Annotated in this window: 20 protein-coding genes and 1 pseudogene; 5 read left to right on the forward strand and 16 right to left on the reverse strand. The window is 43.7% G+C overall.

Going from position 1 to position 24,371, the window contains the following annotated elements; genetic code table 11:
- Window positions 1–101 precede the first annotated feature (101 nt).
- Window positions 102–545, forward strand: a complete 444-nt coding sequence (locus C3F22_RS12605) for a thiol-disulfide oxidoreductase DCC family protein (RefSeq protein ID WP_034169855.1) — start codon at window positions 102–104, stop codon at window positions 543–545.
- A gap of 10 nt (window positions 546–555) precedes the next feature.
- A pseudogene (locus C3F22_RS12610) lies at window positions 556–945 on the forward strand (DoxX-like family protein).
- Here the strand turns inward: C3F22_RS12610 and C3F22_RS12615 are convergent.
- A complete protein-coding gene (locus C3F22_RS12615; RefSeq protein WP_104426640.1) occupies window positions 935–1,990 on the reverse strand; it encodes an MBL fold metallo-hydrolase in 1,056 nt (351 codons plus the stop codon). The pseudogene C3F22_RS12610 and the gene C3F22_RS12615 sit on opposite strands and share 11 nt — an antisense overlap.
- 411 nt (window positions 1,991–2,401) lie before the next feature.
- Window positions 2,402–3,340, reverse strand: a complete 939-nt coding sequence (locus C3F22_RS12620; protein ID WP_104426641.1) for a cation diffusion facilitator family transporter — start codon at window positions 3,338–3,340, stop codon at window positions 2,402–2,404.
- Between the two features lie 131 nt (window positions 3,341–3,471).
- On the opposite strand from C3F22_RS12620, the gene C3F22_RS12625 reads away from it, so the two are divergent.
- The gene (locus C3F22_RS12625) at window positions 3,472–3,711 is read left to right on the forward strand and encodes a hypothetical protein (RefSeq protein WP_104426642.1); all 240 of its coding nucleotides are present in this window, start codon (window positions 3,472–3,474) and stop codon (window positions 3,709–3,711) included.
- Window positions 3,712–3,860: 149 nt separating this feature from the next.
- Here the strand turns inward: C3F22_RS12625 and C3F22_RS12630 are convergent, their stop codons facing one another.
- From C3F22_RS12630 to hcaE, 7 genes are all read right to left on the reverse strand, one after another.
- Window positions 3,861–4,769, reverse strand: coding sequence for a DMT family transporter (locus tag C3F22_RS12630; RefSeq protein WP_005232387.1), 909 nt, complete (start codon window positions 4,767–4,769; stop codon window positions 3,861–3,863).
- Window positions 4,770–5,055: 286 nt separating this feature from the next.
- The gene (gene hcaD, locus C3F22_RS12635; protein WP_005232389.1) at window positions 5,056–6,297 is read right to left on the reverse strand and encodes a 3-phenylpropionate/cinnamic acid dioxygenase ferredoxin--NAD(+) reductase subunit; all 1,242 of its coding nucleotides are present in this window, start codon (window positions 6,295–6,297) and stop codon (window positions 5,056–5,058) included.
- A gap of 4 nt (window positions 6,298–6,301) precedes the next feature.
- On the reverse strand, window positions 6,302–7,267 hold the full coding sequence (locus C3F22_RS12640; protein ID WP_005232390.1) for a 3-carboxyethylcatechol 2,3-dioxygenase: 966 nt from the start codon (window positions 7,265–7,267) through the stop codon (window positions 6,302–6,304).
- A 66-nt stretch (window positions 7,268–7,333) separates the two neighbouring features.
- Entirely contained in the window at window positions 7,334–8,149 is an 816-nt protein-coding gene (hcaB, locus tag C3F22_RS12645; RefSeq protein WP_005232393.1) for a 3-phenylpropionate-dihydrodiol/cinnamic acid-dihydrodiol dehydrogenase, read from the reverse strand.
- Between the two features lie 2 nt (window positions 8,150–8,151).
- Complete coding sequence (hcaC, locus tag C3F22_RS12650) at window positions 8,152–8,478, reverse strand: 3-phenylpropionate/cinnamic acid dioxygenase ferredoxin subunit (RefSeq protein WP_005232394.1); 327 nt, start codon at window positions 8,476–8,478, stop codon at window positions 8,152–8,154.
- Window positions 8,478–8,996, reverse strand: coding sequence for a 3-phenylpropionate/cinnamic acid dioxygenase subunit beta (gene hcaF, locus C3F22_RS12655; protein WP_005232395.1), 519 nt, complete (start codon window positions 8,994–8,996; stop codon window positions 8,478–8,480). The genes hcaC and hcaF overlap by 1 nt, the downstream gene beginning before the upstream one ends.
- A complete protein-coding gene (gene hcaE, locus C3F22_RS12660) occupies window positions 8,993–10,360 on the reverse strand; it encodes a 3-phenylpropionate/cinnamic acid dioxygenase subunit alpha (RefSeq protein WP_005232396.1) in 1,368 nt (455 codons plus the stop codon). The genes hcaF and hcaE overlap by 4 nt, the downstream gene beginning before the upstream one ends.
- Window positions 10,361–10,640: 280 nt before the next feature.
- On the opposite strand from hcaE, the gene hcaR reads away from it, so the two are divergent.
- Window positions 10,641–11,549 (forward strand): DNA-binding transcriptional regulator HcaR, encoded by a 909-nt coding sequence (gene hcaR, locus C3F22_RS12665; RefSeq protein ID WP_005232397.1) that lies wholly within the window; start codon window positions 10,641–10,643, stop codon window positions 11,547–11,549.
- A 375-nt stretch (window positions 11,550–11,924) separates the two neighbouring features.
- Here hcaR and C3F22_RS12670 read toward each other — a convergent pair whose 3' ends face one another.
- From C3F22_RS12670 to C3F22_RS12700, 7 genes are all read right to left on the reverse strand, one after another.
- On the reverse strand, window positions 11,925–12,785 hold the full coding sequence (locus C3F22_RS12670; RefSeq protein WP_005232398.1) for an alpha/beta fold hydrolase: 861 nt from the start codon (window positions 12,783–12,785) through the stop codon (window positions 11,925–11,927).
- A gap of 282 nt (window positions 12,786–13,067) precedes the next feature.
- The gene (locus tag C3F22_RS12675; protein ID WP_104426643.1) at window positions 13,068–14,327 is read right to left on the reverse strand and encodes an OprD family outer membrane porin; all 1,260 of its coding nucleotides are present in this window, start codon (window positions 14,325–14,327) and stop codon (window positions 13,068–13,070) included.
- 520 nt (window positions 14,328–14,847) lie between these two features.
- Window positions 14,848–15,867: a 4-hydroxy-2-oxovalerate aldolase gene (gene dmpG / locus C3F22_RS12680; RefSeq protein ID WP_104426644.1), complete on the reverse strand. Its 1,020-nt coding sequence runs from the start codon at window positions 15,865–15,867 to the stop codon at window positions 14,848–14,850.
- 11 nt (window positions 15,868–15,878) lie between these two features.
- Window positions 15,879–16,775, reverse strand: a complete 897-nt coding sequence (locus C3F22_RS12685; RefSeq protein ID WP_104426645.1) for an acetaldehyde dehydrogenase (acetylating) — start codon at window positions 16,773–16,775, stop codon at window positions 15,879–15,881.
- 22 nt (window positions 16,776–16,797) lie between these two features.
- Entirely contained in the window at window positions 16,798–17,595 is a 798-nt protein-coding gene (locus C3F22_RS12690; protein WP_104426646.1) for a 2-keto-4-pentenoate hydratase, read from the reverse strand.
- 408 nt (window positions 17,596–18,003) lie between these two features.
- A complete protein-coding gene (locus C3F22_RS12695) occupies window positions 18,004–18,672 on the reverse strand; it encodes an HAD-IA family hydrolase (protein ID WP_104426647.1) in 669 nt (222 codons plus the stop codon).
- A 507-nt stretch (window positions 18,673–19,179) separates the two neighbouring features.
- Complete coding sequence (locus C3F22_RS12700) at window positions 19,180–20,148, reverse strand: RluA family pseudouridine synthase (protein ID WP_104426648.1); 969 nt, start codon at window positions 20,146–20,148, stop codon at window positions 19,180–19,182.
- A gap of 768 nt (window positions 20,149–20,916) precedes the next feature.
- On the opposite strand from C3F22_RS12700, the gene C3F22_RS12710 reads away from it, so the two are divergent.
- Window positions 20,917–24,342: an Rne/Rng family ribonuclease gene (locus tag C3F22_RS12710; protein ID WP_104426649.1), complete on the forward strand. Its 3,426-nt coding sequence runs from the start codon at window positions 20,917–20,919 to the stop codon at window positions 24,340–24,342.
- Window positions 24,343–24,371 lie beyond the last annotated feature (29 nt).

Raw genomic sequence — 24,371 nt, forward strand, 5'->3', positions numbered from 1 at the left:
GCCAAAGAATTTAAAGTGACGAACATCCTTGTTAAGAAGTTTTATATTGATGCTTGTAGCACTACACTATCAAAGCTATATCACAAAAAAGAAGTATAACGATGAGCAAAAATATTGAAGATATCATTCAAAGCCATGACATCATTTTATTTGATACGGTTTGTGTGATTTGTAATGGCTGGGCAAAATTTCTGATTAAATACGATAAAAAAATCCAGTTTAAACTGGTCTCTGCACAATCGGAACTGGGCACTGCCCTGCTTAAACACTACCAGATGTCGACAGAGCATTACACCACCATGGTAGTCATTAAGGATGGCAAACTTTATACCGAATCTACTGCTTTACCGAAGGTGATGCAGCATCTCGGTTTTCCATTTTCTTTGATGAATGCTGGCTATTTCATTCCACGTTTTATTCGCGATTTTCTATATCGTCTGGTGGCTTTAAACCGCTATAAGCTATTTGGCAAAACCGATTCTTGTCTGATTCCTTCTCACGAAAATAAATGCCATTTTCTGGAAGAGGCTGTCCGTGAATTCTGATTCTGTATTGATGCAACCGCTGCGTACAACCCAGTTTGCCTTAGCTGCACTCTGGCTGTATCAGGGCTTAGTTCCAAAAATTCTGTTCCAATCTACTGCTGAACTGTAAATCTGGCAAAATATGGGGGTTAGCCTACTGCTCGCTAAAAGCTTGGTAGGCTTATCTGGGTTGTGTGAGATACTGTTTGGTTTGTGCTTTTTAAAATGGAACAGATCCCTTCTATTACATGGTTTGAATATTGCTGGACTGGGCGGATTATTACTGCTGATCGTACTCACCGACCCTTTACAGCTTATAGCCGCCTTTAATCCTGTAGTAATGAATATCGCGATGCTGATGCTTTTTGTTATCGCCATTCAAATAATTCAACAAGAACAAAGAGAAGCCCTTAGACAATAATCCGTTTGCCTTCACGAATACAGTAAAACGGGTTAATCAGCTTGGATGAATGCTGGATAATATGCTGCAGTTCATTTTCAGGCTGGTCACGTGCTTCATCGGTGAGCTGGAAGGTTCGATAATGGATCGCCATTGAACAACGTGCCATTAAGTCCTGATGGGCATGAAAAGCATCTTCCGGATTCATGTGAATATTGCGCATCAATTCACGTGGTTCATAGGCACCGATCGGCAACAGCGCAATTCGTGGTGGCCCAAGGCGTTTTCGAATTTCCTTGAAATGCAGCGCATAACCGCTATCCCCAGCAAAATAGCAATGATCCTTGCCATTCAATAAGGAAAAACCGCCCCATAATGCACAGTTCTGATCGCGCATTCCACGTCCTGAAGCGTGCTGTGCTGGCGAATAGACAATCTGGATATCTTCAAAAAATGCATTTTCCCACCAGTCCATTTCAATGACATTATAGTCTTTAGGCAGGTACCAGCCATTGCCAAGACCAGTATAGATCGGCATTTGATAGGTTTGATGCAGCCAGGCCAAGGTCGCCAGATCCATATGATCATAATGGTTATGGCTGAGCAATACGGCATCAATATGCGGCAGCTCATCCAGGGCAATGCCAGCAGGAATAACGCGCTGTGGCCCTCGGGATGCAAAAGGACTGGCATATTCACACCAGACCGGATCAGTCAGAAAATTATACGGCCCGATCTGGATCAGAGCGGTGGCATGCCCAATAAACCAGATTTGCCAGTCATCTAAAGTGGCTTCCGGCCGGTTTTGTGGCAAGGCACGCGGACGTGAAAAAAAATCGGCACGTTCCTGTTCCAGATTCACTTCCCAGGTGCTGGATTTTCTGGTGAATAACCATTTATACAAGTCAAAGCGACTCTGCTCGAGCGAATGATGCTCCAGGTTCTTAAACCGCTCACCATCAAAATGATCGGAATGTAGATAATCAAATACCGGCTTGGACCAGAGATGTTTCCAACTGGACTCAGTCTCAAGCTGAAATTTTTTAGTCTTGAAAAGATCTTGCATAAATATCCACTATTTATTATTTGTTATATGCAAGACAGCATCCACCTGGAATTTTCAAACGGAGCATCTCTTTAAATCGCATACAAACTTATATACTTCGGTATTCCAGCATAGTATGAAATACGTGCCTAAGATTCATTTATGTTTTTGTTATTTTTAGCAAAACATCGAGCCAATGGAAAGACCAAAACCGATGAAAATCTTCTAAAAAAATAAATACTGGTGATCAAGTTTGTGCCCATTCTGCTTTCTAAAAAGACAGGAGAATGATCGATATTCATCCGATAATTCTCACTCCATACCTGACTGTACATGATTTCATGACCTAAATTTTTATCCCGTATTCACGTAATCACGCTTGATGCCCTTCTGACTATCCGACGAAAGTTAACTGCTGAAAACTTCATTTCCTTAAATACGACCTTGAGTCCGTTCCAGCCATACCGCTTTGGTTTGAGGTTTCACAAATAGAGTAATAATTTCTGGGTGTAGCTGTTTGATTTGCGCTTCAATCCGGTTAACGCAAGCTTCAATTTCATCAGAAGTCAGATCGTCTTTGAATTCCAGACTTAAGGAGGCAATTACCTGATGTGCACCCATTTGCTCGGTTAATACACCATTGGCGCTATAGACCGCAGCATCCTGCTGGGCAATGTTAAGTACATTTTCACGCAGTCTAGGATCTGCTGTTTCACCCAGCAATAAGCCTTTGGTTTCACGTGCCAGTAACCAGGCTGATACCGCCAACACGACACCAATCAGAATAGAGGCAGCACCATCCAGTTCAGGAATATTCAGTTGATGAGCCAAGAAAATCCCGATCAGGGCAATAAAAAGACCTACTAGCGCAGCAGTATCTTCAAATAATACGGTAAAGGTGGTCGGATCTTTACTACGTCTAAAGGCTTCGAAATAGCCCATCTTGCCTTTCATTTTACGGAAGGTTCTTAAAGCCACTGTCCAGGAGAATCCTTCACACAGAATCGCAATACCCAGGACAATATAGTTGATCATCAGATCCTGCATTTCTTCAGGATGAATGATGTGCAGGATGCCTTGATAGATGGATACAATCGCACCCAGTGCAAAGACCATCAAGGCCACAATAAAGGCCCAGAAATACAGTTCACGGCCATAGCCAAAAGGATGTTGGGCATCTGGGCGCTGCTCTGCCTTTTTCATGCCGTAAAGAAGCAGAATTTCATTTAGAGTATCGACCACCGAGTGAATCGCTTCACTGAGCATCGCAGAACTATTGGTAATATAGGCTGCGACGAATTTGACCAGTGCAATAGCGAGGTTGCCAAATAACGCTGCATAGACCACAATTTTATTAGATTCAGATGACATTCAAAGTTGTCCTAGTTTTTCCTCAAACAGATGGATCTATTTGATTTTTCATTTTATCTCTTTGCATCTTAATAAACTGCTGACATAAATTGTTTATTGTTTTGTTGTTCTCATTTTTAATCGGAAACTTCATGGCTGTGATTGTCCTTACTTCTGCCGATCGGCATCCTCAGCTCCTAGAACTGTGGGAGCAATCTGTCCGGGCTTCGCATCATTTTCTGAATGACGAGCAAATCATGAAGATTCGCCAGCAGATTATCCAGCATGGTTATTTTGATCAGGTGCAACTGTTCCATGTGGAACATCAGCAGCAGATTCTGGGTTTGATGGGTATACTGAACAAAGCTAGCAATACTGTTTATTGTGTCTGATGCGACTATCCTTGACTTAAAGCCTGGATTTGAGCTTATCTGCCGTTCTCAAAGGGATAGAAAAGACATCCCTACCCGGTTCTGCATCAAAAACCAGAAAGGAAGCCCTAGCTTCCTTTCTAAATATTTTTTAATTTGAGTAATACGGCTTAGGATTTAGAAAAATACTGCTCTCGCCACTCTTTCCAAAAATACATCACGATCCCAAACATCACAATCACGATTCCGACAAACGCATTTGAACTAATATGTTCGTTGTTCAAGGTTGCCCCTAGCACCAGGGCAATCACAGGTGTCATCACGTTGCTGAGTGACACTGTCGAGGCTGCCAAACGACGAATCAGCCAGAAGTAACACAGCATCGCCACAATCGAAGACAGGATCATGGTAAAACTAAAGCCGAATAGCGCCTGCATACTTGGCATTTGTGTTGGGAAAGATTGCCAGATAAAAGGAATGATTAGTAATGATCCCAATGAAGAGACAATCAAAGAACCGGTGGCTTGGGACATCGGTTTTAATGGCGCATTGATCTGTTTTACCCAGAAAATCGAGCTGATATAAGACACCATACTAATCAGCATCAGGACCACGCCCCACGGATTCACTTTACTATCTGCTGACTCCGCAAAGACAAAACTTAAACCACCGACGGCAACAGCCATACCGAGCCATTGCAACCAGATTAGGTGGTTAGTTTTCAGGATGACATGCCCAATCAGGCCAGCAACCAGTGGTGAGAAACCGAAAATTAAAGCCATTAATCCAGAGGTCAAATAATTCGCCGCCAGATAGATAAATAACTGTGCACCGATCAGGTTTAGACTGCCTGCTACATAACTCATCATTGAGGTTCGATCGAATGGCAATGGATTACGCATGGCAGCCAAGATCACCAAAGCCAGCACAGAAGCACCGAAATAACGAATGATCAGCACCCACATCGGATGAACTTCTGCAACGCTCCAGACGATCGCCAATGGCGTCGCTGCCCAGATCAGCACCAGCAAGGCATAAATACTTGCCGTCACCAGCATGGGAGATGAATTTGAATTCATAAAGGACTCAATTAAATTTTAATCAGAAAGAATTGAACTAACTTCTCGCCCAAATTCACAATCAACAATACTGATGGAGGCAGGGACGCCGCCGCTAAACTAGGATATAGGGATATATCCTCAGTTTAGCAAAAGATTTTTGTTACTTTTCATCTTTGAAAAGTAAGCCAAACCTACACAAAGCCATTTCAAATCACAATGGAATGTAAGGTCATGACAGCACAATCTGACAGACATAAAAAAGCAGACCCAGGTTGCCCGAGGTCTGCCCTTTTGTAAACTCAGATTACTTCACAAGTTTACGAAGATCCTGGCTGAGATCTAAATATTTATCTGCTTCAAACGCTGCATTCTTGCTGATCAGTTTTTTCAGGTGACGCATTTCTTTTGCCGCATTTACAGTGATACCGCCAACAATAACGCCATCAGTCACACCAAACATCACGAATGATGATTCAGCGCGAAGCTCTGGATTGATTTCACCACGAACTTGCCATTCAGCAGCCGCCATGTCACCCACGAACTGGTAGTTGATGTCCAACTGATCTGTCCAGAACCAAGCTGGATTAGGCGTCGGATGCTCAATGCCCATCACATGGCGCGCAAAGATCCCTGCTTGCAGGTTGGCATTTTCCCAAGTTTCGACACGACGGTGGTTACCACAGTCACGTAATTGAGTTGCCACATCACCTGCCGCATAAATGTCTGCATTTGAAGTCTGGCAGTTTTCATTCACTTTAATCGCGAAATCAACATCCAGGCCAGCTTCTACAGCCAATTGTGCATTTGGCACGATACCGATACCATAAACTACAGCATCAGCACGAAGCTCTTCACCACCCTCAAGGGTAATCACAACTTCTTCACCGTCTTGATTTTGTTCAAGTCGGCAGTCTGCAATCTTGGTTTCCAGACGAACATCGATACCTTCCAAACGTTGTTGTTCTAACAGGAACTCGCTCAGAATACGTGGCGAACAACGGCCCATGACCATAGGCCCCATTTCGATCACAGTTACTTGGCATTCTTTGAAACGTGCAGAAGAAGCCAGTTCCAGACCGATCACGCCACCCCCAATCAAGACAATACGACGGCCTGATTGCAACACAGGTACTAAAGCTTGTGAATCTTCAAGGTTACGCAAGGTATAAACGTGTTTACCCAGCGCATCGAAGTTTGGCAGACGACGTGCTGCGCCGCCAGTGGCAAGCAACAGTTTGTCATAAGCAACAACGTCCCCATTTTGAAGTTCAACCGTTCTCACTTCAGCGTTGATTTTTTTCACGCCATTGCCACGAATGGTTTCTACACCAAGTTCCGCCAGTTTTTCTTCTGACAGAATTTCAATCTTGGTCTCTTCAGGTTTTAGAATCACGTCTTTAGACAGTGGTGGACGCTCATAAGGAAGATGCGTTTCATCACCGATCAGAATGATTTTACCTTCGTATTTGTTGCCACGAAGTTCTAAAATCGCGCTTGCACCTGCCTGGCCAGCACCTACAATTACGATGGTTTCGATGTTGCTCATGTCTTTAACCTTTTAACTCTGCAGATACGATGCCGAAGCCCGCAATCCATTCACTGATTTCTTCATAACAGTGCGTTGTCATTTCGTACTCACCCATTTCGCTTAAGGCAGCGAAGGCAGCCATCCAAGAACGGACTTCCTGACCACCACGACCACCATCACGGCGGATTTCAGCTTCAGTCATCGCTTCTAATGTTGCAAAATCAGCATTCTTGAAGGTTTCCAGCAGGGCAATATCCCATTCAGCATTCAAAGGCACGGCAACTGACGTATCCCCTGCTGCCAGCTTTTGACCCACTGCAATAATTTTGGATTGACGTGCATAACGTGCTTCAGGCGTTGGATAACGGCCTGCAATCAGGAACTCTTCCACTTCTGGTGGTACAGCACCCATTTGCGGTGTAGGTGGATCATGTGACAGACCACCGGTACCTAAAACAAGCACACGCTCGTTTTCAAGGTTTAAAGACTTGATGTATTGACCCACAGCACGGCCTAAAGCGATGGTACGCTTGGTAGTTGGCATCGGTGCTGCAGCGCCATTAATAAAAATTGTAATCGTTGGATAACGGTCAAGTTTGCCTTCACACAGGAAATGTAAGGGCTGAGTCACACCATGGTCGGCTTGCATGCGATAAGAATATGCAACGTCCACACCCTCATCGAGTACACGGCGAATCAAAGCCAGTGCTTTGTCTTCTGGCACATCAATGTGGTCATTGTCTTTACCATAGTCCCAGTCCCCTGCAGCCCTCGCGCGGATCCCCACGCAGAAACTTGGCATCAGGTCATAGAAGAAACCATTAAAATGGTCAGGGCCAAAGGTAATGATCAGGGTTGGGTCGTAAGCTTTTACTTCAGCCGCCAGTTTTTCAAACGCTTCACGAACAGCCTGTTCTTTGCGTTTTTCTTGGGGTGAAGCAAATTCCATTAAAGGACTGTGCGAAGCACAAATAAGTTTAACGGCCATGAGAGACTCCTTAAAAGGAAGGCAGCCAAGAACAGGCTGCCGAAAAGTCCATTTCAGACTAGATTTTTATTCATCAAAGAAACCTGCACGTGGTTGACGTAAACCACGGATGCCCAGGCCGCATTCTGCGTTAATCAGAACACCAGTCAGCGGGCGGTTATTTTGACGAGATGCTAAGAGCACGTAGGAACCAGTCATGTCTTCAGGTTCAGGTAAGAAGTTCAGTGGCATACCACGGGCGATTTTCTCAGGATCACGTGCATCGAGCAGACCAAGATTTTCCTGACCCAAAGATGCAGCACCTTTGATGTTCACATTCATACCTGATGGCGCAACGGCATTGACTCGTACTTTAGGTGCAAGTTCGTAAGCCAGTTCTTTCATAATGCCTACACCCGCATGTTTTGATGCAGTGTAAACCGGACCGCCACCTGCAGAATACAATGCAGAATTTGACAGTGTGAAAATGATCGAACCTTCAGATTTAACGAGCTCATCCAGTGCAGCTTTCGCACCTAAAATCAGAGATTTGGTGTTAATCCCCATAATCTCATCAAAGGCTTTTTCCAGCTGCTCACCTGAAGTATTGACGATATCGGCATAGTGATCCCAGATACCAGCATTACCCACGAAACAATCGAGTTTACCGAAACGTTCTACAGTTGCTTGAACAGCACGAACGTTATCTGCATAGCTGGCTACATCACCTTCGATCGCAAGAACTTTTCCACCGAAGTGTTCATTTAATGCATCTACTTTAGCTTTTGAACGCTGAAGAACGGCCACTTGTGCGCCCTCTTCCAGGAAACGTTCTACGAGTGCCCAACCGAGACCTGAACCACCACCAGTGATCAGTGCAACTTCGCCTTGTAGCCAACCCATGATTACTCTCCTGCCATCTCTACGTATAACGCACCATCTTCAAGTACAACTGGGAATGTTTGAATTGGGTCAGTTGCTGGTAAGCAAAGTGCCTGACCGGTTTTCAAACAGAAACGAGCTGAATGTAATGGACATTCCACAGTACCGTCATCTTCAAGGTAACCTTCAGACATAGAAGCATTACCATGACTGCATTTATCGTTCATAGCGAAGAATTCACCGCCATTGTTAAATACAGCCAGCGCATCGATACCGTTTACGCCACAATCCACTTTTAATGCTTCGCCTTCGTCTAATTCGTCAACTTGGCAAACAAAAATCTTATTCATTAGAAGAACACACTCAGGTTATGTGAGTTATAGGTAACTTGGTCAAGCATGATCTTACGGTTGAAAATCTGGAAGCCTAGGCCACCTTCAACTTTACGGATCTTGTCATGACGTTTACCACAGTAGATAACCACGTCTTTCTCTTTTTGCGTACGGTACAATAAATATGTCACGTACACGTCGTATTCGCCTTCAACCTCAGTCGACTCAACAATCACGTTGCTCACCATGTGAGTGGTACGTGATGGAGGCTCTTCAGCCCAAGCCATACCAGTTTCCAGACGTGCAACACGACGTTCCAGAAGATCTTTCGTATCGTTGAATACCCAGGTAGTAGGTGGTTCAACTGAACGACGACGGTCACGCGTTTGAGCGTTTGGTGTAGTACGTAGCGTGTAAGAGATATCTTCAGCTAGCGTGTCTAACCATTCGCGGAATTTCCAGTCATCAAGAAGCTTGGCTTCTTGATATAGGAACTGACTAATTTGGTGATGAAGTTCTAAACTGATTTGACTCATTTCATAAGCTCCTTCTCATATTCGTCAGCCGCAGCTTCAACGTCTTCCCATTTTTCATGAATCAATAAATCTGCCCAGCGGCGGTACATACCACGTGCTGCAGTTTCAGAGAAAATATAGTTCGTGATACCCGGGATACCATCTTCACGTACTTTCTCGTTGCCTTTACCCATTTCCATAATGAGTTTGTTTTGACGCGCTTTATAACCACGTAAAACTTTTTGGATCTCAATCCAGTTTTCAGAGTCATCTTGCTCCAGGAAACCGGCTGGACCAAAGGCACGCGTTGCAGAACGTTCAAATGCTGCTTGTACATCTTCTGGTGCGTCCGCATCACAGATACAGAATGCCCAAACTTCAGTTTTGTTTGGACCACGTGGGTGCCATACACGAAGCGTTGCAGTACCGTTCAACCAAGACAATGTAGGGAACATGGTGTTGTGACCCGCTAAACGAAGCGCACGAGTTTCACCTAGGCGTTCTTTCACTTCTTCGTAAGTTTCACGGAAGTAGTTCGCTACTTCACCGTCCACCCATACGTTTGCATCTGGTTTCTCTGTGAAGAAGAAGCCTGAACCGTGACCGCGTGAACCGTATTGGATCGCGTCTTTCGCAGTTTCCCAAACTGGACGAGCAGTTTGTGCAGCACCTAATTTCTTAGAAGATTCATCGTCTGGTTTTGCACCCAGCACCTGAATTGCAGATGCGTGAGAGAACAACGCGTGGTATTGGTCAGATGCGAACTGTTCGGCTGCAAATTTCCAGTTACAGTCGATTTCCCATTTGTGTACACCACCCACGATCACAGTACCGCCTTCACGACGATCTACAACACCGTCCAGGTACCAAGCGATATCGCCCATGTATTCTTCTAGGTCAGGTGTGGTTTCATCCCAACAAGCGAATACCAAGCCTTTGTAAGACTTCACACGATTAACTTCAACCAGACCCCATTGCTCTTTACATGCACCATGTGGGTAAGCACGCTCTTCAAGCGGGATGTCTTTTAGAGAACCGTCAATACCGTATGACCAGCCGTGGTATGGGCAAGTGAACGCACGTGTGTTACCACAGTCTGCGAAGCTTACGCGCATAGAACGGTGACGGCATTGGTTTAAGAATGCTTTGATTGAGCCGTCTTTTTGGCGTGCCACGATGATTGGATCTTCACCCATGTAGGTATTGAAGAAATCGCCAGCCTTAGGAATTTGACTTTCATGGCAAAGGAATAACCAGGTACGACCGAAGACACGTTCAAGTTCTAATTCGTAAATGTCAGGATCTGTATAGATAGATGGCGTGATACGTCCATTTTGTGCATCGACTAAAGCGTCGATTTCGCGCACATCAATTTTTCCACTCATGAAAAGCTCTCCTGTGACCAGATATGGCACAAAGTAATAGACTCAACTTTTCAACGATGATGGATTTTTGAGTGAATTTGCGGAAATATTTTTTTTGTTTTGATTAATAGTTTTAAGCAATTATTCTAGGCGTGTATTTTTATATTAAAACACTAATCAATCCCTCCAAGGCATTTACTTTCTAAATGACAAAATAATCTTCACGACATAGTTGCTTATAGATTATACTCTTCTGAAATTATAGTAAGACATTTTTTGGATTACTCGACGGACTGATGATATGGAATTACGACACCTCCGCTACTTCATTACTGTGGCTGAAGAACTCAACTTCAGTAAGGCAGCACTCAAACTTTACACGGCTCAGCCATCACTTAGTCAGCAAATCAAAGATTTGGAAGAGGATGTCGGTGTCAAACTGCTACACCGTACCAAGCGTAAAGTCGAACTGACCGAAGAAGGTGCTGTATTCCTTGAACAGGCCCGCCTAACGCTGGCACAAGCCGACAAGGCGATTGCCATGGCGCGTCAGGTCTCACAAGCCAAGCAGCAAATGCTGCGCATCGGTTTCGTCCCTGTCGCAGAGATGAAAATCTTCCCGTATATCCTGCCAAATCTGCGCGTGCAAAACCCTGATTTAAAAATTGAATTGCTTAGTCTGAATAATAATGAGCAAATGCGATTATTGAAGAAAGGCGAACTGGATCTGACCTTTACCCGTCACAATTTCCATAGCGATGAAATCGAAAGCCAGTTTGTGATTCATGAGCCATTGATCTTCATTTTGCCAAAAGATCATCCTTTAGCAAAATACGATCGAATTCCAGTTAAATTACTGAATGGTATAGATTTTATTATTCCATCTGCAGAACAGTCACAGACCCTGCATCATACTATTCTGGATTTTGCCAAAGCCAACGGAATTGAATTTAATGTTGTCCAAAAGGCGGATAATATTCTGTTCAATATCAACTCGATTGGTATGGGCTTGGGCTGTACCATCCTGCCAGGCTATATCGCACCATTGACCATGAACAATACCGTGATCCGCCCGCTGGATGTAGAACTTCCCTTTTTAAATCTGTATGTTAGCTATCGCAAGGATACTAATTCAGTCGCAGTGAAGAAGTTCCTGGAACTTCTGACTCGCGTATTCTACCTAGACATTAACCGCGACGAACCACATTAATTTTCTATTCTTATAGCAGCACACGTAATTTCCTCTGAGAATACGTGTGCTTTTTTGTTTTTATTTTTTCTAATCAAAATTTCATTTTATATTCATTTTTCCTATAACAGACCACATCTAGCTTGGCTTCCAACATCTCCGACCATGGCTTATTAGGTTTAATTTTTGCTCAAATTAGGCTTCTTTTACAACTTAAGTCTAATAAGAAGTCTAAGGCCCATTTTAATTTTTGAAATTCTGATTAATAGCTAAAAAGCATTAAAAATGTTTAAAAAATTCACTGAATGAAATGGTGTTCATTTGGCAGCTGTAAATCTAATATTTTAGAAAGAAAAAAGGATGAACGAAGCCATCCTTTTTTAAACTGAGTACGACTTATTTTACGCCGTGTACAGCCAGGTAGTTTTTGATCACAGTGTTGAACTCATCTGATTTTTCAACTTGAGACCAATGACCACATTGACTGAAGATGTGTGCATCAGCATTTGGCACGATGTTCAGGATATCCCAAGTACGAGAAACCGGAATCACCACGTCTTGAGTACCATGAATCAATAATACAGGTACAGTGATGTCTTTCATTTTTTCGAAGTCTAACGGGAATTCGAAACGGTCACGGTCACGTGCGCCCACTACATCCATCAAACGGTTTGATGCATAGTCATTTGCAGCAGAAGCAAAACGTACTTTAACCAGTTCGTCAGTGATCAGGTCTTTGTTCACCACGAACATAGACAGGGTTTTCTTGATACCCTCTTCAGTCAGAACAGGGTTTGCGTGTGCTTTCAGCGCAGCAGTCTGTTTTGCACCGCCAGTACCCATAGATACGATACCTAGAACACGTTCAGAATAATCAAGTGCCATCTGGAATGCCAACCAGCCACCCAGAGAGTTACCCACTAACCAGGTTTTTTCGATACCTAAAGCATCTAGAGTACGTACGGCATGATCCACCCATGCACGAATACCATAAGCAGTACCTGGTGCAACCACAGTTTGACCATAACCAATGGTATCGATTGCGATACAACGTGCTTGTTCACCAATTGAAGGCAGGTTTAACCACCAGTTTGCAGCAGCAGACACACCCGTACCTGAACCGTGCAGGAACAGAATAGGCGTACCCTCACCAATTTCATGGTAGTGAGTCAACTCACCTTCTGCAGTTTCAATCCATTTGTCTTCTAAGCCGAAGAAAGGATCTGTTTTATAATCAGGGATTTGAACAGTGCTCATCATGATTCCTCTTACAGTTTCTTGCTTGCGTGTTCCTCGATGACGAGAACTCGACGTCAAGTTGACTCATTAAAAATGATCTTTTTACAGTCTTATATTAACCGCTCTACTGTCTTCAACTGATATAAAATTACGCTTGCATACTACAAAAAATATATTATTTAAGTATTTGTTTTAACTAATTATTTTAAATTTAAAACACTGTTTAATTTAAGGTTTTGACTAGATTCTCAACTCAAAAAAAGCAGCCAGAATACTGACTGCTCTTAAAATGCGCTTAAATTAGAATTTATGAGTATAAGTTGTCGCTACGCGGTATTCCTGAAGATCTGGTTTAGTAGGATTTGCAAAATTTACATCAATATACATCGCTTGGATGCCTAAACCTTTTAACTTACCCTCTGGAACAGTGTAATTCGCAATCAGATTTAGCTCATCAGTATTAAAGTTTTGATCACCTGATTTAGCATCATAACCTTTGAAATAAACTGCAGTTGCGTTTAAGCCTTTGGCACCCATTTCAGAGAAGTCATAGCCATAAGAAACATTCCATGACTTTTCTTCTGGTGCAGTAAAGGTTGCAACGCCCCAGTTCACCAGATAAGGCTGTGGCACCCAGCCGCCAAGTGTTGGAAATGCAGTATCACCAAACATTTGTTGATAACCCAGACCTACAGTATGCGCACCATGATTAACTTTTGCCCCTACTGACAGTGCCTGATTATCAATCTCACCATACAGTTTGTCACCTGACTCCGAGTTATCAAAATAATGCACATGGCTATCTAATTTGGTTTTTTCGCCTAGCGCAGTTTTGTAATTCACACCCAAGTAATGCTGTTGGTAGATATCCTGAACATCTGCATACCAGTAGCTACCACCAATTTGAGGCGTGAACTGATGATCTACACCGGCAATCCACATACCACCAGATGCTTCACCATTATCGTAATAATTTTTACCTTTCGCAGGCGCAAACAATGTTAAGTCACGAAATTGATTGTCATAACGGTTGTTAATCTTGTCGACATACGCCATAGTCAGTGTGGTATCTTTAATCTCTTTAGATTCTAACCATGCACCGCTATAAGTAGTGATGAGCTGACGGGATGGATCAAATACCAGTACTGGAGATACAGGCAATAACTCACCCACTTTCAGCTCAGTCTCAGACACTTTAGCTTTTAAGGTTGCGCCAACTTTACCAAAATGATCTTTAGATTCTTTGCCATCGTGAGGTAACACCCAATCCGGATTTTGATCACGGCCTTTAAGTTTAACTGCATGTTGAACCAGAACATCTGCACCAACCTGCATCCCACCACCGATATCGTGATAGCCTGATTTGGCATCCAAAGTCACGCCTTGAGACCAAGAACCCCAATTACGTGAAGAAAAATCATCTTGATACTGACGATCTAGATAAAAGTTTTTAAATTTAAGCTGGACATTACTATCGTCAATAAAATCTGCATTCGCTGCAGTTGTTCCTAAACTTGCTGTTGCAGCAAGCATTGCTATCCATAAGTTTTGACGACGCATGGCTTATTCCTAGTAATCAAATTAAGCTATGCCGCTATCATGCTCAACTCTAGTTTTTTTAAAAATCCGACTACAGTATTAAAATTTTTCTATTAATCTCTATAGATAGAATAAGTATGCTGAAATTTGAAAAAGACTTATATTTATCAACAATTAGCTAAAATAAAAAATTAACCAGATAATCAATATAAATCCATGTTTTCTATTATATAAACAGCTATTATTTTTTTATTAGACTTCTTGCGTTAGTCAAAATTTAAACAGCCCAAAGCTACATTTTATAAGGTTTTAGCCAATTCAAAAATTAGGTAAAACGATACTTTCGCAAGATGTCTATTATTTAAAAATAACTTTTTATTTATCGTTTTTATGTTTAAGGAAATGTGCGTGATTATTTTCTTAAAATAAATAGTAATAATTAAAATATCTTATTCCATCGTTTTAATATCTTATTCATTTTATTCCAATAAATAAAAAAGCGCCCTTTCGGACGCTTTTTTTAAAATTTAGCTTTTAACTATTAAGCTTGAAGCTCTTTCGCTTTAGACATAGTCAATGCCAAATCTTCAATCATATCTTCCTGACCACCAACGGTACCACGACGACCAAGCTCAAGCAGAATTTCACGAGCAGATACGCCATATTTTGCTTCAGCACGTTTAGCGAACAGCAGGAATGAAGAATAAACACCCGCATAACCTAAAGTTGCAGCATCACGGTCAGCACGGATCTGATGAGTCATCATTGGAATGATCAGATCTTCTGCAACGTCTTGTACTTTAAACAGGTCAACACCAGTTTCCATTTGCATACGGTTTGCAACCGCAACAAACAGTTCAAGTGGAGTATTACCCGCATCAGCACCTAGACCAGCTGATGCCAAGTCAACACGTGTTGCACCTGCTTGTACAGCAGAAACAGAGTTGGCAACACCCATACCTAGGTTATGGTGACCGTGGAAACCAATTTCGATGTCTGAACCCAGGTTAGCACGTAAGATACCTACACGGTCAGTCACGTCTTGCGGAAGCATGTAACCCGCAGAGTCAGTCACATAGATACAGTTGGCACCGTATGACACCATTTTTTGCGCTTCTTCAAGAAGTTTTTCTGGAGAAGCCATGTGCGCCATCATCAGGAAGCCCACAGTGTCCATACCCAGTTTACGAGCAACCGTAATGTGCTGTTCAGACACGTCTGCTTCAGTAGAGTGAGTTGCAACACGGATAGTTGCTACACCTACATCATGCGCCATTTTCAGGTGATCAACAGTACCAATACCAGGAAGTAACAGCGCAGATACTTTCGCCTGTTTCAGGTTTGGAATCACTGCTTTCAGGTATTCTTCATCAGTTGCAGCTGCGAAACCGTAGTTTACAGAGTTACCGCCAAGGCCGTCACCGTGTGTGACTTCGATTAAAGGTACACCTGCACCATCCAAAGCAGTTGCAATCGCAACCATTTGCTCAGGTGTAGTTTGATGGCGCATTGGATGCATACCATCACGTAAAGTCATATCATTAATAATAATCTTAGACATGAAGGTGCTCCTTAAGCTTCAACTGTATTTAAAACACGTTCTGCGAACATTTCTGCGGTACGTGCAGCTGCTGCAGTCATAATGTCGAGGTTACCTGCATATTTAGGCAGGAAGTCCCCCAGACCTTCAACTTCAAGGAAGATCGATACGCGGTTGCCATCAAATACTGGACCATTCACCAGTTTGTAACTTGGTACGTATTTCTGAACTTCTTTGATCATCGCGTGTACAGATTCAGTGATTGCCGCTTGATCTGGTTCACCTTCAACTAGACAGTGAACAGTGTCGCGCATCATCAGTGGTGGCTCAGCAGGGTTAATGATGATGATCGCTTTACCTTGTTTTGCACCACCCACTTTTTCAATCGCACCAGCAGTAGTACGCGTGAATTCGTCGATGTTTTTACGTGTACCTGGACCTACTGATTTAGTAGATACAGTCGCGATGATTTCACCATAGTTCACAGGCTGAACGCGAGAAATCGCTGCAACCATAGGAATAGTAGTCTGACCACCACAAGTTACCATGTTTACGTTTGGTACTTCACCTTGTTCAAGTAAAGCTTCAAGGTTTACTGGTGGTACACAGTAAGGGCCGATTGCAGCAGGAGTCAAGTCAATCATTAACACGCCAAGCTCGTTCAGCTTACGGCTGTTTTCAGCATGTACATAAGCAGAAGTTGCATCAAATGCAATTTTGATATCGTCTTCAACAACATGAGGAAGCAGACCGTCTACACCTTCAGCCGTAGTTTTTAAACCCATTTTCGCTGCACGTGCCAGACCTCCAGAAGTCGGGTCGTTCCCCACCATCCATACTGGTTCTAACCATTCGCTGCGTTGCAGTTTATAAAGCAAGTCAGTACCAATGTTACCTGGACCGATCAATGCACATTTAATCTTTTTCATGAATGTACTCTCTTGTATTCCCTTATTCAGCAGCAAAAGCAGCTGTTACTGAACCAAAGCCTTCAATTTCAACTTTGAATTCATCGCCCGGCTGAGCCACGACCATTGGACCTAAAGCACCAGTCAAAATAATGTCGCCTTTTAATAATGGACGGCCACGGCGTACCATTTCGTCTGCCAGCCATACCGCAGCATTTAATGGATTTGCCAGACATGCTTTACCCACGCCTTGAGAAACCACTTCGTCGCCACGTGTCATGACCATCTTGCAGTTCACAAGATCAAGGTTTTCCAGTTTGACAGGCTTAGAGCCCAGAACGAATGCAGCAGAAGATGCGTTATCAGCCACAGTATCGATCAGGCTGATTTTCCAGTTTTCGATACGGCTATCGACCACTTCTACAGCAGGAAGTGCATAGTCAGTTGCACTAATGATGTCTGCATAGGTGTGTTTTGCTTTAGTCAGATCTTCTTTGATGACCAATGCGATTTCAGCTTCAACTTTCGGTTGAATCAGCAAACCTACAGAGATTGCTTCACCATCGCCATAGGCCATGTCGGCAAACAGCATACCGAAGTCAGGCTGATCTACGCCAAGCTGTGCTTGAACCACTTTCGATGTCAAACCAATTTTACGACCTACCAGACGGCGACCTTCCGCCAGAGCACGCTCGGTATTTACTTCCTGAACGGCATAGGCAATATCTACGTCAGCACTTTCACCACCAAGTTCCGGGCGAATCGGTGCGATCGCAGTTTTTGAGAGGTTAGCAGTACGTAATGCTTGTGCAACTGATTCAACAACAGCAGAATTCGACATCAATGTTTCCTTAAACTGCAAAAATGAGGCTTATGCCGAGAACTAAGACAGGCAAAATGTTCTGGTCTGATCATTTCGATCATTCCAATAAACAATTGCGCCTAGTATGGGCATATGAATAAACAGTTTTAGGATGAGAAAAATACGACGTGAATGCCAATAGTTATTTTATTTTTTGCAATAGCTATTATCTATAAATTAAATTTATAAAAATCAATTAAAAACATAATCTTATAATTATGAATTAAGTTATATCCAACTAAATAGCTCAACAATCATGACAGAACAAAACCACTGTAATCACAACTTTAGACTAAAAGATAAGACCAGTTGTTCAAATCTACAGCATTGATCCGCATCTTCTATTTCAGAAAATGCTGGATCTTGGATAATGACTAAGATACTGAATTAAATGGCTTCTTTCCATTGGACTTTAGCCAATAAAAAGTCATGCAAACTGCTGACATCATTCACAATCGACAGTGGATTAAACTGCGCCAAGGTTTCCGGTGTATGCACGCCATAAGCCACACCTACACTTGGCATGGCAATGTTCATCGCCATTTCCAGATCATAAGAAGTGTCACCGACCATAATCGCTTCATGCGCACTAATACCAGTTTCAGTCAGAATTTCAGCCAGCATTAAAGGATCTGGTTTAGAACGGGTTTCACTGGCAGCACGAGTGGCATGGAATAGTTCCAGACTATTCGTTTGTTTTAGTACCCGGTCTAAACCTTTACGGCTTTTACCTGTTGCCACCGCTAGCTTAATCCCTTCATCTTTTAAGCTATACAGCATCTCAGCTACGCCCTCAAACCAGGCATCTTCAACAGAATTCGCCACATAGTGTTCTGAATAGGCCTGCAAAATATCCGCATGTAATTCTGGCACACTTGGGAATAGCCGTTGTGCGACTTCTGGCAAACCCAGCCCGATAATGCTTTTCGCATCTGCATCAGTCAGCGGTTGCTGAAACTGTTGCGCAGCAAACTGTAAACTCGACACGATCTGACCCACTGAATCAAATAAAGTGCCATCCCAATCAAAAATGACCAGTTTTATAGGTGAATTCATATAAGGTTCCTAGTATTTGATTCAGTACTAATCCACCCCGACCCTCCTTTTTCAAAGGAGGGAGAGTTTTATCACAAAATAACTTTTATTGTGATATCACAACAGCTATTGGCTATCCAATGGCGACATGGATGTCGCCGTTGATCTGTGGCATAGGGACATGCCATCAGATCAACAGAAGGGGTTTTGTTACTTTTGCCCCCGTCAAAAGTAAAACACTGCCTACGCGATGAAATTTGATTTTATAACTACAAAACTCGGCTGTGCTTTACTTTTACCTCACCCCAGCCCTCTCCTAAAAGGAGAGGGAGAATTCATTACTGAACAACGTACAGTAACTAAATAATAAAGATAAATTCTTAGCTATTTTGACTTATCACTAACACATGCGAACTCAACGTTCCCTCTCCTGAGCGAATTTTAAAGCATTGCTTTTAAAATTCGTGCAAGAAAGGAGACTTGCGCAGCAGTGCTGCTCAGGGAGAGGGTTAACTTAAAAGCTAAAAATTACTCGTCATCTTCAGCAATTGGTACAACTTTATCCGCCTTTTGTGCACGAAGTTGTGCCACCAAGCTTTGCATATCTTCAGGCAAAGGCGCTTCAATGGTCGGATAACCTGGAATTTCCAAACGCATTGCATGCAAACATAAACGGCGTGGCTTTGGCCCACGATATTCAGTCTCATGACCATATTTCTCATCGCCTACCAGCGGATGACCAATGCTCAAGCCATGCACACGAATCTGATGGGTACGACCAGAAAGTGGAGATGCATACACCAGTGTCGCATGCATAAAACGCTCTGCTACATTCCACTGGGTTTTAGACTCTTTGCCTTCCTTAGAGACACGTACACGACGCTCACCATTAGAAAGTTCATAACGATGCAAAGGTGCATCAATAAGTTGCTTATCCAGCGTTACCTGTCCTTTCACGACAGCGGCATAAGTTTTTTTAATCTTATGTTCACGTAATAAATCTTGTAGCGTTTTTAAGGTACTACGCTTTTTCGAGATCATCACCAGACCAGAGGTATCACGGTCAATACGGTGAATCAGTTCCAGGTATTTTTTACCGGTTGCAGCACGCAAACCTTCAATCAGACCATATGCCACACCGCTACCACCATGCACGGCAATTCCTGATGGCTTGTTGACGACCATCAAGCCTTCATCTTCATATACCACACGGGACAGAAGACCTTGAGCCACCTTGTCCGAAATCGGCGCTTCTGACTCATCTTTTTGTTCATAACGAATCGGTGCTAGGCGAATCTGGTCGCCAATCGCCAGTTTGGTTTCGGCCTTAATGCGTTTTTTATTGACGCGAACCTGTCCTTCACGAATCAGACGATAAATCCGATTTTTAGGCACCCCTTTCAGACGACTGAACAGGAAATTATCGATTCGCTGTCCATCTTGATGTTCATCCACTTCAAACCAAGTGACGCTTTGCCATTGTTGTGTAGAATTCATACAGTTACTATGACCCAAAAATACTAAAATTGATTAAAAAATGATCACTTAGGTTATGCTTTACACAAGAAACATAAGCTTAGCCCATAGGCAGATGATGCAAGGTTTGATATAGTCAGCGCACGGAAACCATCGTTTGTGAGTAAAAGTTGAAGCATTTCAGATTTCTCTGAACTTGATTATTCAATTAAAGACTCACATGATACGGGAAGGTCCCAAAAGAATTATGCCGACGCCGAAGGCTTATTATATCGGCAAACAAAGCAAACTGTTGCGTTTAATTGTACCTCAGGTACATAAATCAGTTTGTCTGAAAAAATATGCCGCCAACCTAGTTGGTTTTTAAACGTAAACTGATACACATCAGATTAGTCGCACCCTGAAGACGACTTCAGGCTACAGCGTTTGATGCATTGGATCTGCACAGTTTGTAAAGATACGACGACAATTCCGTATCAAGACACTTTCTATAAAGAAGGGATGATCTTCGAGCAATGTGACAGTGAAAGTTACTCACATCTAATGCACCGCTTGTCCGCCAGTGAAACGTTCAGGTGACTTTAATCGTTTAAAGATTGAAGCCGTATTGCCATCATCAATACGTGAATCAAAATACCGAAGCTGATCTATATTCAATTAGACGCCGGGAATAAAAGACTCAGACCACAATGAAACTCATTGGAGATCTGGGCCATTGATCCGTGATGTGTGATGTTCGCTACGTGAATAGCGATTTTTTGCTGTGTATCACTATAAGGTGTTACACCCATGAAACGTATGTTGATTAATGCAACACATGCCGAAGAAATTCGCGTTGCACTTGTCACTGGTCAGCGTCTTTACGATTTCGATTTAGAGAATCGTACCCGTGAACAAAAAAAATCTAATATCTATAAAGGTCACGTAACTCGCGTTGAACCTTCTTTAGAAGCTGTATTCGTTGAATACGGCGCAGGTCGCCAAGGCTTCCTGTCTATGCGTGAAATCGCAAACTCTTACTACAAAGCCGATCCTCGTCAAACTTCAAATATCCGTGAACTGATTACTGAAGGCACTGAACTTCTGGTTCAGGTGGAAAAAGAAGAGCGCGGCAATAAAGGCGCTGCCCTTTCAACTTTCATCTCTTTAGCTGGTCGTTATCTGGTTCTGATGCCAAACAACCCGAAAGGTGGCGGTATCAGCCGTCAGATTTCCGGTTCAGTACGTGAAGAACTGAAAGAAATGCTGGCTTCTTTAAATGTGCCACGTGGTATGAGCGTCATTGTTCGTACCGCAGGCATTGGCCGTTCTCAAGAAGAACTACAGCTTGATCTGCAACATTTGCTAGACCTTTGGGCACAAATTCAAAGCACTGCAAATTCAGGCCCATCGCCTATGTTGGTCCATCAGGAAGCAGGTGTGGTAACTCGTGCGATCCGTGATTACCTGCGTGATGATGTAGCAGAAATCCTGATTGATTCTGAGCAAGCCTATAACGAAGCATATAACTTTGTTAAAGCAGTAATGCCGCTTCAGTTAGACAAACTGAAAACTTATACATTGAATGAGCCTTTGTTTGCGCATTTCGGTATCGAAAGCCAAATCCAGACTGCTTATGAACGTGAAGTGAAACTGCCTTCAGGCGGTTCGATCGTGATCGACCAAACTGAAGCTTTAGTTTCAATCGATATTAACTCAGCAAAATCAACTCGTGGTCAGGACGTTGAAGATACAGCGTTAAATACCAACCTTGAAGCTGCTGAAGAAATTGCTCGTCAATTACGTTTACGTGATATCGGTGGCTTAGTTGTTATCGACTTCATCGACATGACCAAAGACCGCAACCAGCGTATGGTAGAAGCGAAACTGCGTGAAGCAACACAAAGTGACCGTGCACGGATCCAGTTCGGCCAACTGTCTCGTTTCGGCCTGATGGAAATGAGCCGTCAACGTCTGCGCCCATCGTTAGAAGAAGCGACTGGTTATGTCTGCCCACGCTGTCATGGTACCGGTATGGTGCGTGACTTACGTTCTCTCTCACTTTCAATTATGCGTAAAGTGGAAGAAATCGCGCTACGTGAACGTCATGGTGAAGTTCAGGTTGAAGTACCAGTAGAAATTGCAGCATTCATGCTGAATGAAAAACGTCACAGCCTGGTATATCTGGAACAAACTTCAAATACACGTGTGACTGTACTTCCACATCCACACTTGGAAACACCCCACTACGAAATTTCGTATAACCCTGAAGGTTTCGCACCGACAAGTTATGAGCGTACTGAAGCAACCCGTTCAAGCGAAAAAGAACTGGGTTATGAGTCATCTGAGTGGCATTTAGAAGAAGAACATACGCATACCGCTGCACCAGCACCTGCTCAGCAGCAAAACAACGGCAAAAACAATAAACGCCGCAATAACCAGAACCAGCAAAATGTACAGCAAGCACCTGTTGCACAACAGGCACCTGCCCAAGTTGCGGCACCTGCAGCAAGCCCATGTGCATGGTTAGAAAACCTGTTCGTACAAAAACAGGCAACTACTGTTGATCAGTCTCGCACGGCGAACAATGCTGCTGCTGCCATCGAACAGATGGTGAATGGCGGTGCAGTGAGTCGTGGTCAGTTCGGCCAGGTTGCTCCTGTAACACCAGCAGTATCTGCACAGCCAGCAGCTGTTGTAGCACCGGCAACTACCGGCAATGCTTATCTGGCGCCTTCGACTGTGGCACATAAACCAGAGCGTGATCAGTCTGAAAAAACTGAACGTGAAGAGAAATCACAGCGTCATAACAAAAAAGCACGTAGCAACAAGCACAAAGAGCCACGTGAACAGGCGCAGTCTGATAATGTATCACAACATCAGATGCATGAAGAAGTGGTTCAGGTTTCTCGTCAGGAAGCGCGTGAAAACAAACGCAACTCTCGCCGTCAGCACCACAACGAGTCTGCACAGCAAAGCGATACTCACGGCAATGAGCAACAGCAAAACGTGCCACGTCGTGACCGTCGCAACCAGCAACGTCCAGAACGTCCAAATCGCCACCGCGATCCAAGTGTTCTGAATGAGCAAGCTGTACCTCAAGCACCTGCTGCCGTTGAAGCTCCAGCAGTCAATGAAAAGCAAGTGCGTGTAGAACTGGTCGATGCTCCTCGTAAAGAAGTGATGCCAACAGCAATGGTGGTAAATATTGACGAGGCGAAAAGCGAAATTGTGGCATTGAATGACACTGCTCCAGTCGCAAAACCTGCTGTTGATGTGACTGCCCCTGCCGATGCTCCTGTAGAAGCGCCAGCTGCGGAAGAGTTCCTGGCTGAAGTGACTGCATCTGCTCCTGCAGAGAAAGCACCGGAAACTCAGTCATCATCAAAACAGCGTGCCAGCAATGACCCACGTCAACGTCGTCGTGACCGCCGCCGTGCTGCACACGGCCAACAGGCGAAAACTCAGCAATTGACCCCATCACAGGTGCCAACACTTGGCCAATACACCATTGGCAGTCTGATTCGCCATGTTTATGGCGAAGACTGTTCAGTCCTGATTGAACAGTTTGGTCTGTTGCCAACGTTTAACCGCGCATTGCAAAAGTTCACGCAGGAATATAATGCGACTTTAGCAACGGTTTCGACCGCGACCACAGAGAAAAAACCTGTAACTCGTGATGTAGAAGTCAGCAAAGCACAACCTGAAGCAGAACCTGCACCTGTGCTGGATTTAACTCCGCCTGCACCGGTTTCAGAGAAACGTGTGGCGAATGATCCACGTGAGCGTCGTCGTCTCGCTAAACTGGCTGCCGAGCAAGCATTACAGCAGGCTAAACAGCAAGCACAAGCTGAAGCAGAATCTACTGCAGCTGAACCTGCTGCAGAAGCAACGGCTCCAGCGGAAGAGGCGAAAGCTGAAAATACTGAAGCTGCACCTGCTGAAGCTCCGGTAGCCGCAGTAGAAAGTGCTGATACAACTGAAGCGACTCAAACTCCTGAGCCAGCTGCTGAAGCGCCTGTAGAAACTGCGAACGCTGAACAGGCTCCAGTTGAAGAAGCCACTGAAACGGCTACAGCTGAAGCAACTCCAGCAGAAAACGAAGCTGCGCCTACTGAAACTCCGGAAGCCGATAAAGCTGAAGAAACTGTAGCAAAAGCTGAAAAACCGGCTGCCCGCCCACGTCGTCCACGTGGCCGTCCACCGAAAAAAACCAATACTGCAACTGAGTCATAATTCACCCAATTGCAGTTGACTAAAAAACC

It is taken from the genome of Acinetobacter sp. ACNIH1 (assembly GCF_002934695.1).
Lineage (GTDB): Bacteria > Pseudomonadota > Gammaproteobacteria > Pseudomonadales > Moraxellaceae > Acinetobacter > Acinetobacter variabilis.